The sequence below is a fragment of the Kitasatospora sp. NPDC022785 genome, from assembly GCF_055561295.1.
The window spans coordinates 136057-149899 of record NZ_JBVHHB010000016.1 but is presented as its reverse complement, the minus strand read 5'-3'; the positions used below and the strand labels follow the sequence as shown (position 1 = coordinate 149899).

Below are 13843 nucleotides of genomic sequence, written 5' to 3'. Positions count from 1 at the left end.
GTTGGGGGGGGGGGGGGGGGGGGGGCGGCCGCGGCCCGCCCCCCCCCCGGGGGGCCCCCCCCGCGGCCGGCGGGGCCGGGGGGGGGGGGGGGGGGGGGGGGGGGGGCCCCGGGGTCTGCGGCGGGCTCAGCCCACCAGCCGGCCGCCGCGCAGCAGCGGGGCGGCGGCCTCCGGCCCGTACTCGTCCAGCGGTTCACCCCGCAGGATGGCCCGCTGGAGCAGCTGGAGCTGTCCGGACGGCTCCAGCCCGAGCTCGTCGATCAGGGTGTCGCGCAGCTTCTGGTACACCTCCAGCGCGCGCGGAGCCCGCCCGGCGCGGTACAGGGCGACGATGAGGTGGGCGTGCAGCGCCTCGTCCAGCGGGTGGTGGCCGGTGAGTGCCGACAGTTCGCCGATCACCTCGTGGTGGCGGCCGAGCCGCAGGTCGGCGCGGATGCGCCGCTCCAGGACGCCGATCCGGCACTCCTCCAGCCGGGTGGCCTCGATGGCGAGCTGGTGGCCGTGCCGGACGTCGACCAGCACCGGTCCGCGCCAGAGCGCGGAGGCCGCGCCCAGCAGGCCGGAAGCGGCCTCCATGTCCCCGACCGCGAAGGCCGCGTGGCCGGCCGCGGTCAGCCTGTCGAACTCGTGGGCGTCCACCGCGCCCGGCGGCACCTCCAGGACGTAGCCTCCGTGCCGGGTGGCGAGGGTCCGCTCGGCGCAGAGGGGCTCCCCGCTCTTGACCGCGGCCGCACGGAGCTTGCGGCGCAGCTGGAGGATGTACGTCTGGAGCGTGGTGGTGGCGCTGCGCGGCAGGTCGGCGCCCCACAGCTCCTCCATCAGCTGGGGAACGGAGACGATCCGGTTGGCGTTGAGCGCGAGCAGCGCCAGGATCTGGCGCGGCTTGGCCGCCGTCGGGACGATGGACAGACCCGAGGCGGCGGCGGTCAGCGGGCCGAGCACCTGAATTTCCATCCGAGGACTTCCCCCATCTCTCCGCGATGCCGGGCTGCGGGACGCGTCCGGTCATTCTGGATCGTGACACGAGGGAGAGCCGCCATGACAGTGAGATCTTCAGGAATCGGACAGGAAGTAACCGCCTTGACGTGCTGTGAGATTCTCACGGCCGCCGGGTGACGGCCGCACTGGTGGCGGGCCGGCGCCGGGTGGATGATGGCAGGGTCAGCTCGGGGCGCGGGCGGCCGGTCCCCCGGTGAGTTCGGCGAGGAGGTCTCCCGCCACCCGCAGGGCGTCCACGCCGTCCCCGGTCTGGCCGAAGCCGGTGTCACAGAGCGCGAGGCTGACGGTGTAGCGCTGTTGGATCACACAGGTGTGGAAGGCCCACTCGGCACCGGTGCCGGGGGAGCCGTCGGGCAGCCGGACCTCGCCGGCCTGCCGGTCCCGCGGTCCGAAGCCGAACTCGGTGAAGCGGAACCGCATGCCCTGGCCGATGGCCTTGCTGTAGGCCTCCTTGAGGGTCCAGAGCCGGACGAGCGCGCTGTTGCGCTCCTCCTCGGGCATGCGGTCCAGCTCCTCCTGCTCGTGGCGCGTGCACATCTGGGGTTCGGTGCCCAGGCCGGTCATCTGCCGGTCGGTGAGCTCGGCGTCCACGCCGATCCAGCCGCGCCGGGTGAGCCCGAGGACCAGCAGGTCCGCGGTGTGGCTCAGGCTCAGGTCCAGCTGCCCGAAGCCCCGCAGGTACGGGCGGCCGCCGAGCTTGTAGGCCAGCTCCAGGGCCTGCGGGGGCTCGCCGACGACGGCGCCGGCGGTGTGCTTGAGCATCATCCGGGAGGCGACGAACCGGGCCCGGACGGCCGGGTGCCGCATCCGCCGGAACCGCGCGTGGTCGGGCCCCAGTTGCTCCGGGAGCCGGGGGTCGGCGAGGTCGCCGGGCAGCCAGTCCTCCATCCGGGCGTGCACGAGGGCGCTGCCGTGCCGTTCCATCGCCTCGCGCAGCTCGTCCCACGGCCCGGCCGGTCCGCGGGCCTGGACCGGGTGGGCGAACACCCACCCGGTCCGTGCGTCGGGCGCCGGTTCCAGCGAGCGGGCCATCTCAGGCCGCCCCGGCCGGTGCCAGCCGCCGGTTCAGGTACTCCAGCAGCGTGCCGACGGTGTGCAGGCTGGGCAGCACCTCCGGCATGGAGAGCCCGCCGAGCTCGGGGAAGTGCTCCTCCAGCGAGGCCTTGAGGCTCATCAGCATCACCGAGTCGAAGCCGAGGTCGTCGGCCAGCTGGAGTTCCTCGTCCAGCTCGTCCTCGCAGGGGCCGCCCGGCTCGGGCTGGAGCAGGTCCGGTGTGAGCTCGTCGGCCGCGGCGAGCAGGACGGCCTGCAGGCGCAGCGTGACGGAGGCGGGCGCGGTGGTGGTCGGGGTGGTCATGAGCGGGCCGCCGGGCCGGACGGGCGGGCGGCGGCGAGGCCGCCGAGGTGGACGGCGAGCTCGTCGACGGTGGCGAAGCGGTAGACCGTGCCGGGATCGAGGCCGAGCGCGAAGAGCTCCTCGATCTCGCCGTACAGGGCGAGGGCGACGACCGCGTCCAGGCCGTACTCGGTCAGCGGCACGTCGGGCTCGACGGGGGCGTCGCCCGGCAGGTGGTCGCGGAGCCGGGCGGTGAGCCAGCCGTACAGCTCGTACTCGGTGCCGTCGACCGCGGTGATCACCAGCGACTGCCAGTCTGTCGTTCCGGTTGTCATCAGCTGTCCCCGTCTCCTCGGAGGGTGGGCGTGCCACCGGCCAGTGGCGTGTCGTACAGGTCGTAGCTGCGGCGCCCGCGGTAGCGCCGCAGGACTTCGGCGAGCAGCGGTCCGTCGTGGTCCGCGGCGCTCTTCGGGGTGGCGGTGCCGAGCCGGCGCAGCAGCCTGGTGAGGGCCGCGGCGATCCAGCCGGTGCCCGCCAGGAACCCCTGCCCCGCCTCCCGCTGCCCGCGCCAGACACCGAGGCAGGCGGCGGCGGTGAGCAGCAGGGCGTACCGGTCCGCGAGGGCGTGGCCGCGTGGGTCGGCGAGGGCGGGGCGGCCGTCCCGGTCGAGTGCGGCGCAGCCGTCGCGCAGGGCGGCCAGCTCGTCGACGAACAGCCGTGCAAGCGTGGTGAGTTCCGGGTCGGGCTCCTCGCGCTCCAGGGCGGCGGCGGAGGCGAGCAGGGAGCCGGCGAGCGGGTCGCCGGTGGCCGCCGGGCCGATCAGGCCGAGGTCCAGCGGCGGGAGTCCGCCCGCCTCCAGCCGGAAGAGCGCGTCCGGCGCCCCGCCCTCGGTGAACCACGACTGCGCCGCCAGTCGCGGCAGTTGGGGGACGACGGTGGCCCGGCAGGCGGCCGAACCGGCCGCGCCGAGGCCGATCATCGGGAGATCGCGGACGTTCTTCGGGAACTCCCCGTACGCTCCGGCCGGATCGTGGAACTCGGCGCCGAGCAGGGTGGAGAGCTCGTACGCGGTGTCGGTGAGCAGTTGCGGCAGCAGGTACTTGACGGCCGCCGCGTAGAGCGCGGTCCCGGCCGGGGCCAGGTGGGCCGCGCGGGTGGCGACCAGCGCCAGGCAGTCGCACATCAGCAGGTCGACGAAGGCGCCGGCCAGGGTGGTGCGGGCGTGCGAGACCCGCTGCCGGCCGTCGCCGTCGTCGGGGCGCTCCTCGGCCACGCCGCGGTCGACGGCGCAGGCGACGGCGGTGCGCAGCGCGGTGTCGGCGCTGCCGAGCGCCACCGACGGGCCGACGCTGCGGATCAGGGGGAAGACCCGCAGGGCGAGTTCGAGGCCGCGGCCGGGGCCGCCGAGCAGGGCGTCGCCTGGGACCGGGCAGTCGGTGAACTCGATGCCGTCGACCAGGCAGCCCCGGACCCCGAGGGTGCGCTGCCGGGGCAGCGCGGTGGCCGCCCCGGCGGGCAGCTCGGCGCGTCCGACCAGCAGCGCGGAGTGGCTCTCCCGGCCGCTGCCGGTGCGCGCGAACAGCACCAGGGCGTCGGCCCTGCCGACGTTGGCGAAGGCCTCCTTGCGGCCGCTCAGCCGGAGGCCGGCCGGGCCGTCGCCGCCGGGAGGCGCCGCGGTGGCGGTGAGCTCGTTGGCGAGGAAGCTGCTGCCGCGGGCCAGTTCGGGGTAGGCGACGACCAGCCGGCCGCCGGCGTGCAGCAGCCGGGCGGCGGTCCGGCGCTGGGCGGGGGTGCCGGCCGCCCAGACCGCCACCGCCGCCTGGAAGCTGGTGACGCCGGAGCCGAGGCCGAGCGACGCGTCGCGGCGGAACACCGCGCGGACGACCCGGGCCAGGCTGTCCAGCTCGGTCAGCCGGCCGCCGAGCTCGGCGGGGACGAACTCGTCGTTCAGCCCGAACCGCTCGACCAGCAGCTCGGCGGCGGCGAGCGGCTCCTCCCGGGCGTCGGCGGCGAGGAACGCGGCGCTGCCGGTCGGGTTGTGCGGGTCGTCCGGGTCGCCGAAGGCCCGTTCCAGCTCGGCGATCCGCCGCCGGACCTCCGTCTCGGCGGTGCCGGGCGGCGGGAGGCCCGCCGCCGGCGCCGATGCCGCTCCTGTGCTCACCCCGCCGCGCGACTGCACCTTTCGTCTCCTTCCCTGGCCGGACCGGTGGCCGGCGGCTGGGGCATGGTCAGCAGCCTGCCCTCGCCCACCGTGGTGTGCAGCGGCTTGATCCGGCCGGTCAGGAAGAGCTGCCGCATCGCCGTTCGCCGCAGCTTGCCGCTGGTGGTGCGCCGGACGGTGCCGGGGCGCACGAGCAGCACCTGCTCCACGGCGACGCCGAACTCCTCGGCCACGCACCGCTGGACGGCTCCGGCCAGGGCCGGCAGCTCCTCCTCGGCGCCGCCGGTGCGGACCTCCTGGACGACCACCACCTGGTCCTGGTCGGCGCCGACGGTGAAGGCGGCGCCGGAGCCGAAGAGCACGCTGAGCTTCTGCACCTGCTGCTCGATGTCCTGCGGGTGCAGGTTACGGTCGGCGACGATGAGCAGCTCCTTCAGCCGGCCGACGACGAACAGTTCGCCGTCGTCGAGGAAGCCGAGGTCACCGGTGCGCAGATGGCCCCCGCCGTGCTGCGGCCCGGCGCCGGAGGGCCGGGCGTGGAAGAGCTCGGTGCTCTCCAGGTGGCGGTTCCAGTAGCCCTGGGCGACGGCGTCGCCGCGGAGCCAGATCTCGCCGACCGTGCCGTCCGGCAGCGGGGCGGTGCTCTCCGGGTCGACGATCAGCACCTCCAGGCCCTCGGCCGGCCGGCCGACCGACACGAAGCTGCGGGAGGCCCTGCCGGGCACGGCCGCGACCACCCGGTTCTCCGCGAGCGCCGCCGCGTCCACCTCCCGCCGCCCGGGCCGGGGTGCGGGGCCGCCGACGGTGGCCAGCAGGGTGGCCTCGGCCATCCCGTAGCCGGGCCGCAGCGCGGCGGGGCGCAGCCCGGCCGGCGCGAAGCGGGCGGTGAAGGCGTCCAGGGTCTCGGCCCGGACCGACTCCGCGCCGGTGACCGCGACCTCCCAGCGGCTCAGGTCGAGCGCGGCGGCCTGCTCCTCGCCGACGCGCTGCACGCAGAGCCGGTACCCGAAGTCGGGCGCGCCGGAGACGGTGACGCCGTAGCGGTCGATCATCTGGAGCCAGCGGACGGGCCGCTGGGCGAAGGTGAGGGGCGGGAGCAGGACGGCGCCGGCGCCGAGGTAGAGCGGGTGGAGCAGCTGGCCGATCAGGCCCATGTCGTGGTGGAACGGGAGCCAGCCGCCGATCCGGGAGTGCTCGGTGGTGCCGAGGGCCCGCTGGATGGCGCGCTGGTTGGCGAGCAGGTTGGCGTGGCCCACCACGACGCCCTTGGGTTCGCTGACCGAGCCGGAGGTGTACTGGAGCAGTACGGGCTGGTCCGGCCGAGCGGGCGGGCGCACCCAGGCGTCCGGGTCGCCGAGGTCGGGGCGGTCGGTGGCCAGGCACGGGATGTGCGACTGCCCGGCGTTCGCGAGCAGTTGGGAGACCAGCGGGCCGTGCGCGGCGTCGGTGAGCACGTAGCCGGCGGCGGCGTCCTTGAGGATGCCGGCGAGCCGGTCGTCCGACTGCCGGGTGCCGCTGGGCGGGGGCGCGGGGACGGGGATCGCCGCGGCGTAGAGGCAGCCGAGGAAGGCCGGGACGAACCCGGCGCTGTCCCCGTGGCAGAGCACCACCCGCTGGCCGGCCGGCTGCCCCTGTTGCAGCCACGAGGCGATACGTTTCGCCGCCCGGTCCAGCTCCCCGTAGGTGACCGCGTGGCCCGCCAGCGGGTCGGCACCGGGCTGCCCGGGCCCGGCTCCCTCACCGTGGACGAAGCGGTAGACCTCGCGGTCCGCCAGCTCTTCGCCGCGGCGCAGCAGCAGTTCGGTGAAATCGGCAGCTCTGGCCACCACAACCCCCATGACATCTGGTCCGACGGAGCGTCACGCACACCCCGGCCGCCCTGCGCGCCACTGGCCACGGGACGGCTGCTGGCCTGCACGCGCCAGAGCATGTGTACGGCCGCTCAAGCGCCGCTCGAAGCCCCGAGGACCGCCACGCCCCCGCTACCAGCCCCGCAGCCTGGTCAGCACGCGCATCCGCCCGAGCTGCCGGGCCATCATCAACTCCGTCTCGCTGAGCGGAACATCGGGGACCACCTGCTCGGGGTGGTGCTGCCCGGGCGAGCTCGACGAGGCGGCCGGGGCCGCCGGCTCCGGACGGTCGCCGGCCTCGGAACGGACGGCGGGCTCCGCGCCGGGCACCGCCTCGGGAGCGGAGCGGCCCAGCACGTGCATCAGGGCGTACGTCGGCGGAGTGAACCCGTACATCGCTCCCAGGATCGCCAGCGGCCGAAGAAATGCCGACAACCACCGCTCTGTGCCGGTGATCTCGTGCCTCATGCGTCCTCCTCTCGGACGGTCGATGGCCGCGAGCGTGCCATCCCACCCTCGAGAACGACTCGGGACCGGCACCGGAGGTGGGCATCCTGCCGACGATCCCACCGGCGCGGGCCGCGGGCCAGTGCACGGCTCCCGATCCGGCCGTGACTTCCTCACATCGAAGCGGTGACACGGGCACTGGTCGAGAATCGCTCGGATTTCGTTCACTACTTCCCTGAGCACAGGTCCGACGCCCATCCGTCCCGCGGCCCGCTACCGCCATCTCAACGGAGGAAATCATGTCCATAGACAAGGACTGGCGTTTCGCAGAGGTCATCCTGCGTGCCTGGACCGAGCCCGGTCTGCGCCACCGGTACGAGGACGACCCCGCCCAGGTGCTGGCCGAGGCCGGCATCCAGACCGTGCCCGGGGAGCCGCTGCCCGCGCTGCCGCTCGCCGAGGAACTCGACGTGGTGACCGAGCTGTTCGACCTGCTGCCCGCCCAGGCTCCGGCGACCGCACTCTGCCTGAGCATCCGGGACGCGGAGTTCGAGCCCCTCCTCGCCGGGGCGGAGGCCTGATTCCATGACCGTCAGCGGGGGAAACGAGCGGGCCGCCCTCATCGGCTTCAAGAACCACCTCCGTCCGAAGGTGGTCCCCGGGGACGCCGTCTACCTGATGTCCGAACACGGGGTGACGGCCGTCCGGGGCCCCCATCTGGCGGCCCTGGTGCCCCTGCTCGACGGCACCAGGGACCTCCCGGCACTGCTCGGTGCGGCCGCGCCCGCCGTTCCCCCCGCCCAGGTGGCCCGGATCGTCGGCGAGCTGACCCGGCGCGGGCTCCTCGACCACCGCCCGCCCCGGGAGCGCGCCGAGACCGGCCGCGACGGCGCCGACAGCGCCGCCCGGGCCTACTGGGAGCAGGCCGGCGGCTCCGCGCCCGCCCCCACCGGCACCGTCCGGATCGTCACCCTCGGCGAGCTGGACCCGGCCCCGCTGCGCGCCGCCTGCCGCAGCGCCGGCCTGGTCCACGCCTCGCCGGGTGCCCCCGCCGCCCTCGACCTGGTGGTCTGCAGCGACTACCTGGACCCCCGGCTCGCCGCCCTGGACGCCGGCTACCGCGCCGACGGCCGGCCCTGGCTGCTCGCCAAGGTGACCGGCACCACGCTCTGGGCCGGCCCGGTCTTCCGCCCCGGCACCGGCGCCTGCTGGCACTGCCTCGCCCACCGGCTGCGCGGCCACCGCTCGGGCGCGGAGCCCGTCCGCCGCGCACTCGGCGACGCGCCGCTGCCCGTCCCGCTGGCCGCCCTGCCCCTCACGGTCGGGCTCGGTGCCCAGCTCGCCGCGCTGGAGTGCGCCCACTGGCTGGCCGGGCACCGCGCCGGGGAGGACGCCCGGGTGGTCACCCTCGACACCCTGACCCTCGCCAGCCGCTCGCACCGCCTCACCCGGCGGCCGCAGTGCCCGGAGTGCGGCGACTCCTCGCTGATGACCCGGCAGGCCGCCCGCCCGGTGGAGCTGGCCCCCCGCCGGTGCACCGTGCGCAGCGGCGGCGGCCACCGCGTACTCTCCGCCCAGCGGATGCTGGACCGGTACGGGCACCTGCTCAGCCCGGTCACCGGCGTGGTCAAGGAGATCCGGCGCGACCCGCGCGGCCCCGACCTGCTCAACGTCTACCGGGCCGGGCACAACCTGGCCCTCGGCGCCCGCCACATGTCCGACCTGGCCGGCTCGCTGCGCCAGGAGAGCTGCGGCAAGGGCCGCACCGCCCTGGACGCCCGGGTCGGCGCGCTGTGCGAGGCGGTCGAGCGGATCAGCGGCCTCTGGCAGGGCGACGAGGCGAGGGTGCGCGGCTCGCTGCACAGCCTCGGCCCGGACGCCGTCCACCCCGGCAGCTGCCAGCTCTGGGACGAGCGGCAGTACGCCGACCGCGCCCGCCGCAACGCCGACGGCCACCCGTTCCACCAGGTCGCCGAGCCCTTCGACCCGGACGCGGAGCTGGACTGGTCGCCGGTCTGGTCGCTCACCCGCGAGCGTCAGGTCCTGCTGCCCACCGCGCTGCTCTACTACAACGTGCCCGACCGGGCCGGCCGGCGGATGGTCCACGCCGACTCCAACGGCTGCGCCGCCGGCGGCACCCTGGAGGACGCCACCCTGCAGGGCCTGCTGGAACTGGTCGAACGCGACGCGGTGGCCCTCTGGTGGTACAACCGCACCCGCCAGCCGGCCGTCGACCTGGCCGCCTTCGGCGACCCCTGGACCGCCGAGGTGAGCCAGGCACATGCCGAACTCGGCCGCCAGATATGGGCGTTGGACCTCACCTCGGACCTGGGCGTGCCGGTCTTCGCCGCGCTCTCCCGCCGCACCGGCCGACCGGCCGAGGACATCGTGTTCGGATTCGGGGCGCACCCGGATCCGGCCGTCGCCCTCAGCCGCGCGCTCACCGAGATGAACCAGCTGCTCCCACCGGTACTGGAGGCCCGCCCGGACGGCACCGGCTACGGCTGCACCGACCCGGTCGCCCTGCGCTGGTGGCGCACCGCGTCCCCCGACACCATGCCCTACCTCGCCGCCGATCCGGCCGTCCCGGCCCGGACGCCGCGCGACCACCCCTACCGCCCGTCCGGCGACCTGCTCGACGAACTACGCCGGCTGCAGGGCGTCCTGGAACGCCGGGGCCTGGAGGTCTGCGTCCTGGACCAGACCCGACCCGACCTCGCGCTGCCCGTGGTCCGTACGCTCGTCCCGGGCCTGCGGCACTTCTGGCCCCGCTTCGCGCCCGGCCGGCTCTTCGACGTCCCCGTGGCGCTGGGCCGGCTGTCCCGTCCGACCCCGTACGACGAGCTCAACCCGATCCCGCTGTTCGTCTGAGCCCGCTCCCGTCCGGGGCCCGCTCCCCGCCCGGGCACCCACCAACCGCCGAATCCGAGCCCCACCGCCCTGCCCGGGCGAACCGCACCGCGGTCCGCCCGGGTGCATCCGACCCGTCCAGGAGCCACCGTGCCGCCCGCCCCGCCGTCCCGGCCGTCCGACAGCCACCAGTCCGCCGCGTGGATCGAGCTGTGGTCGCTGAGAGAGGACACCCTGCTGGAACAGCAGCCGGGCGACGGCTCGTTGATCCTCCGGTCGCAGTGGGGCGACCTGCACATCCCGCGGCCCGGTGCGGTGCTCAGCGAGGCGCTGCGCCGGATGCTGCTCGGCCCGGTGCAACTGGAGAACGTCCCCGGGACCGAGGAACTCGCCGCCCGGGTCCGACTGTTGGCTGCCCTGAGGCAGCTCGGCGGCCTGGTCGTCCGCTCGGTCGGGGCGCCGGACGGCGAGCAGCCGCTGCTCTCCGTCCTGCCCACGGCCACCGGCGCCCGGCTCGACCCGGCGCCGGTGCCCGAGGACCGGCCGCTGCGGCTCTCCCGCTTCGCCGCGCTGCGTTCCAACGGGCGCGGAAGCCTGCTGGAGTCCCCGCTCTCGCCGTTCCGCGCGGTCTTCACCCGGCCCGAGGCCGGCTGGCTGATCGCCAGCCTGTGCCGCCCCATCACCCTGGACGCGGCCGCCGAACGCCTCCCCGTCGCCCGCCCGGCGGTGGCCGCGCTCCTCTCGCACCTCGTCCCCACCGGCATGGTCGAGGTCGCCGACCCCGCCCCGCAGGCGGACGGCTGCCCGCGGCCCGCCACCTTCCCCGAGGACCGCGACCCGGCCCTGCTGCCGTGGTCCCACGACGACCTCCGGTTCCACTGGAGCAGCCGGCCCGGCCTGCACGACGGCCAGTTCGGCGCCACCTATCCCCTGCGGGGCCGGCAGGAGCAGCCGCCCGCGCTCAAACCACCGCCCCCGGGCCCCCGGATCGAACTCCCCCGGCCCGCCGCCGGACCGCCGGACTGGGACACCTCGCTGGTCGAGGCGCTGGAACGCCGCCGCTCCGTCCGGCGGCACGGCACGGCGGCGCTGACGCTGCGCCAGCTCGGTGAACTGCTGCACCGGTCGCTGCGCGTACGGGACGCCGGCGAACCGCTCCCGTCCGGCCGGACCCGCCCGCCGGGCAGCCGGCCGTACCCCAGCGGCGGTGCCTGCTACGAGCTGGAGTTCTACCTCACCGTCGGCCGCTGCGCCGGCCTCGAACCGGGCGCCTACTACTACGACCCGCTCGGCCACGCCCTGATCCGGCTGCCGGCGGCCGGGCAGCTGAACTCCGCGCTGCTGCGCGAGGCGCAGGCCGGCACCGGGATGACCGAGCCGCCCGACCTCCTGCTCACCATGACGGCCCGGTTCGCCCGGGTCTCGTGGAAGTACAGCGGACTGGCCTACGCGCTGACGCTGAAGCACGTCGGCGTGATGCAGCAGACGCTGTACCTGGTGGCCACCGGCATGGGCCTGGCCGCCTGCGCGCTCGGCACCGGCAGCACCAGCCTCTCCGCCGAGGCGTTCGGGCTGGACTGGCGCGTGGAGTCCGCCGTCGGCGAGTTCGTCCTCGGCCCGCTCCCGGAGACCCGCCCGCTCCCGGAGGCCGGCCCACCCCCGGAGACCGGCCTGCCCGCGGCCCGCCCGGCCGAATCCAACCCCGGTGCCGCAAGGGCGGAATGACGTTCCGCCGACGACCGACCGCCACCGCCTCCCGACGGGAAGGACCGGTCCGTCCCAGGGGCCTCCGGACGGGCGGGTTCCGCCCTACCATCGACCGTGTCAGCGACCACCGGAGGGAGTGCCATGACGGGCAGCGCCACTGGACGGGAAGAGCCCTCGCCCGGGCCGCCGGGCCCCGGCTCCCCCGACTCCCCCGACGACCTCGTGGAGCACCCGGGACGCACCGAACCGGGCGTGCGGGTCCTCGGCATCGAGGCCCCCGCCCCTCGCTTCGCACTGACCGTGGTGTGGACGGTCCTCACCGCGTTCCTCACCATGCAGATCGTCAACATCCTCGACGAGAGCGTCACCCCGCTGACGGTCTCGCTCTGCCTGACCGTGCTGCCCGCCACGATCGGGCTCCAACTGTTCCACACCCTGCCGAGATTCCGCCGGTCACGGGCCCGCTACCGGCACTGGACCCTGCTGCTCCAGGCGCTGCTCGTCACCGTACCGCCGCTCTTCCTCGGCTGGCCGTGGGGCGGGATGGGGGGCTTCGTCGGCGGCTCGATGCTGCTGCTGCTGCCGATGCGGGCCGCGCTGCCGGGCTTCGGCTGTCTGATCGCCGGGATCGGCCTGGCCACGGGCCTGAGTGCCCAGGGCACGGTGCCCACCGTGCTCTACATGATGGTCTCCACCCTGGTCACCGGCACCATCGTGTACTGCCTGACACTGCTCGCCAATCTCACCCTGGCCGTCCACGAGGCCCAGGAGGACATCGCCAGGGTCGCCGTGATCAAGGAGCGGCTGCGGTTCGCCCGCGATCTGCACGACCTGCTCGGCTACAGCCTCTCCGCGATCACCCTGAAGAGCGAACTGGCACATGCCATGGTCAACCGCTCGCCGGCACGGGCCCAGGCGGAGTTGGAGAGCATCATCCAGTTCTCCCGCCAGGCGCTCGGGGACGTCCGCGAGGTGGCCCGCAGCTACCGCTCGATGTCACTGCTGACGGAGCTCTCCTCGGCCCGCTCGGTGCTGTCCGCGGCCGGGATCGACGCCCATCTCCGGGTGGAGTGCGGCCGGTTGACGACCGGCGCCGACACCGTCCTGGCCACGGTGCTGCGCGAGGGCATCACCAATGTCATCCGGCACAGCAAGGCCTCCCGGTGCACGATCGACGCCGTAGCCCAGCACGGCCGTACCAGCCTGCGGCTCGCCAACGACGGGGTGCCGGCGCACGACCGCGGGCAGCAGCCGGGCGCCGACGGCGGCCTCGCCAACCTGGCCGCCCGGCTCGCCGATGTGGGGGGCACGTTCACCGCCGGAGTCCGTGCGGACGGCTGGTTCCAGCTGGAGGCGGTCATCACCACCGAGCTCTCCGGCGCCCTGGAGGAGGACGAGCCCCAGGTGGCCTGAGGCCCCGTCACGGCCCGGGTCGACGACCGGCAGACCACCGGGGGTGGGCGGCGGACTGCCCGGCGCCCTCCTAGACCCAGCCGGCCTCGCGGGCGATCCGCACCGCGTCCAGCCGGTTGCGCGCGTTCAGCTTGACCACCGTCGAGGTCAGGTAGTTCCGCACCGTTCCGACCGAGAGGTACAGGCGCCCCGCTATCTCGGTGACTTCGGCACCGTCGGCGGCCAGCCGCAGGACCTCGGTCTCCCGCTCGGTCAGCGGGTTGTCACCGCTGTCCCAGGCCGCCACCATCAGATCCGGGTCGACCGCCCGCTCACCCTGTGCCACCCGCCGGATGGCCTGGGCGAGTTGGCGCGGCGGGGCGTCCTTGAGGATGAAGCCGCGCGCTCCGGCCGCCAGCGCCCGGCGGAAGGTGCCCGGCCGCCCGAGACTGGTCAGGATCAGCGTCCGGCACTCCGGCATCACCTCCTGGAGCCGGGCGGCGGCCGTCAGCCCGTCCATGCCCGCCAGGTCGATGTCGATCACCGCCACATCGGGCCTGCGTTCCAACGCGGTCGGCACGATGTCGTCGCCGTTGGCGAGTTCGGCGATGACCTCGATGTCCTCCTCCAGCTCCAGCAGCGCCACCAGGGCGCCCCTCACCATGTGCATGTCCTCGGCCAGCAAAACCCTGATCGCCAAAGGAAGAACCCCCGTTTGCCCACTCTGGACGACTCGTACGCCGTTCGACCGCGCCCGCGCGGCAGCTGATGCTACCCGCGTGACCGCCGTTCAGCGCCGCTCTTGACCTTCCGCCCGGCCGCACCGGCCGCACCCGGCCCGCACGGTTCCCCGGCCGCGGCCCCGGGATTCGGGCGCCGGCCCGCTCACCGGGCCCGGATTTCGACCCTCCGCTCCGGCCGGCAGGACGCCGCGGAAAACACGGCCGGCCCGGGCCGAAAGAAACGACCGCCCACCTCCGGTCGGCTTTTCCGGCGGCCGTCCGGGCGCTTAGCGGAAATCACCCGCCGCCCGGCCGGGGCGCATTCGCCACCGCCTTCCGAAACCCTTCCGGCCGTCGCGGAACGGGATCGTCCGGCCCT

At 75.1% G+C, this 13843-nt stretch carries 12 protein-coding genes; 4 read left to right on the top strand and 8 right to left on the bottom strand.

Going from position 1 to position 13843, the window contains the following annotated elements:
- Positions 1–126 precede the first annotated feature (126 nt).
- From ACZ3YO_RS24055 to ACZ3YO_RS24025, 7 genes are all read right to left on the bottom strand, one after another.
- Entirely contained in the window at positions 127–954 is an 828-nt protein-coding gene (locus tag ACZ3YO_RS24055; RefSeq protein WP_465572703.1) for an AfsR/SARP family transcriptional regulator, read from the bottom strand.
- A gap of 207 nt (positions 955–1161) precedes the next feature.
- Positions 1162–1986 (bottom strand): 4'-phosphopantetheinyl transferase family protein, encoded by an 825-nt coding sequence (locus ACZ3YO_RS24050; RefSeq protein ID WP_465572700.1) that lies wholly within the window; start codon positions 1984–1986, stop codon positions 1162–1164.
- A gap of 46 nt (positions 1987–2032) precedes the next feature.
- A complete protein-coding gene (locus tag ACZ3YO_RS24045) occupies positions 2033–2356 on the bottom strand; it encodes an acyl carrier protein (RefSeq protein WP_396323612.1) in 324 nt (107 codons plus the stop codon).
- Entirely contained in the window at positions 2353–2670 is a 318-nt protein-coding gene (locus tag ACZ3YO_RS24040) for an acyl carrier protein (protein ID WP_396323613.1), read from the bottom strand. Before ACZ3YO_RS24040 ends, ACZ3YO_RS24045 begins: the two co-directional genes overlap by 4 nt.
- Positions 2670–4514 carry an acyl-CoA dehydrogenase gene (locus ACZ3YO_RS24035; RefSeq protein ID WP_465572696.1) on the bottom strand — a complete coding sequence of 615 codons (1845 nt, stop codon included), beginning with the start codon at positions 4512–4514 and terminating at the stop codon, positions 2670–2672. The genes ACZ3YO_RS24040 and ACZ3YO_RS24035 overlap by 1 nt, the downstream gene beginning before the upstream one ends.
- Positions 4493–6322 (bottom strand): fatty acyl-AMP ligase, encoded by a 1830-nt coding sequence (locus ACZ3YO_RS24030; protein ID WP_396323615.1) that lies wholly within the window; start codon positions 6320–6322, stop codon positions 4493–4495. The genes ACZ3YO_RS24035 and ACZ3YO_RS24030 overlap by 22 nt, the downstream gene beginning before the upstream one ends.
- Positions 6323–6478: 156 nt before the next feature.
- Complete coding sequence (locus ACZ3YO_RS24025; RefSeq protein ID WP_465553335.1) at positions 6479–6814, bottom strand: DUF6059 family protein; 336 nt, start codon at positions 6812–6814, stop codon at positions 6479–6481.
- Between the two features lie 278 nt (positions 6815–7092).
- On the opposite strand from ACZ3YO_RS24025, the gene ACZ3YO_RS24020 reads away from it, so the two are divergent.
- The 4 genes from ACZ3YO_RS24020 (at position 7093) to ACZ3YO_RS24005 (ending at position 12763) form a co-directional block, all read left to right on the top strand.
- Complete coding sequence (locus tag ACZ3YO_RS24020; RefSeq protein WP_396323617.1) at positions 7093–7374, top strand: hypothetical protein; 282 nt, start codon at positions 7093–7095, stop codon at positions 7372–7374.
- 4 nt (positions 7375–7378) lie between these two features.
- The gene (locus ACZ3YO_RS24015) at positions 7379–9664 is read left to right on the top strand and encodes a TOMM precursor leader peptide-binding protein (RefSeq protein WP_465572692.1); all 2286 of its coding nucleotides are present in this window, start codon (positions 7379–7381) and stop codon (positions 9662–9664) included.
- Positions 9665–9793: 129 nt separating this feature from the next.
- On the top strand, positions 9794–11368 hold the full coding sequence (locus tag ACZ3YO_RS24010; protein WP_465572690.1) for a SagB/ThcOx family dehydrogenase: 1575 nt from the start codon (positions 9794–9796) through the stop codon (positions 11366–11368).
- Positions 11369–11491: 123 nt separating this feature from the next.
- Positions 11492–12763 carry a sensor histidine kinase gene (locus tag ACZ3YO_RS24005; protein ID WP_465572687.1) on the top strand — a complete coding sequence of 424 codons (1272 nt, stop codon included), beginning with the start codon at positions 11492–11494 and terminating at the stop codon, positions 12761–12763.
- Positions 12764–12833: 70 nt separating this feature from the next.
- Here ACZ3YO_RS24005 and ACZ3YO_RS24000 read toward each other — a convergent pair whose 3' ends face one another.
- Positions 12834–13442 carry a response regulator transcription factor gene (locus ACZ3YO_RS24000; RefSeq protein WP_396323621.1) on the bottom strand — a complete coding sequence of 203 codons (609 nt, stop codon included), beginning with the start codon at positions 13440–13442 and terminating at the stop codon, positions 12834–12836.
- Positions 13443–13843 lie beyond the last annotated feature (401 nt).

What these genes read in the sequence shown, in the direction of transcription:
- ACZ3YO_RS24025 (WP_465553335.1), bottom strand. Translation starts at nt 6,814, where the DNA reads ATGAGGCACGAGATCACCGGCACAGAGCGGTGGTTGTCGGCATTTCTT.
- ACZ3YO_RS24040 (WP_396323613.1), bottom strand. Translation starts at nt 2,670, where the DNA reads ATGACAACCGGAACGACAGACTGGCAGTCGCTGGTGATCACCGCGGTC.
- ACZ3YO_RS24005 (WP_465572687.1), top strand. Translation starts at nt 11,492, where the DNA reads ATGACGGGCAGCGCCACTGGACGGGAAGAGCCCTCGCCCGGGCCGCCG.
- ACZ3YO_RS24055 (WP_465572703.1), bottom strand. Translation starts at nt 954, where the DNA reads ATGGAAATTCAGGTGCTCGGCCCGCTGACCGCCGCCGCCTCGGGTCTG.
- ACZ3YO_RS24015 (WP_465572692.1), top strand. Translation starts at nt 7,379, where the DNA reads ATGACCGTCAGCGGGGGAAACGAGCGGGCCGCCCTCATCGGCTTCAAG.
- ACZ3YO_RS24020 (WP_396323617.1), top strand. Translation starts at nt 7,093, where the DNA reads ATGTCCATAGACAAGGACTGGCGTTTCGCAGAGGTCATCCTGCGTGCC.
- ACZ3YO_RS24045 (WP_396323612.1), bottom strand. Translation starts at nt 2,356, where the DNA reads ATGACCACCCCGACCACCACCGCGCCCGCCTCCGTCACGCTGCGCCTG.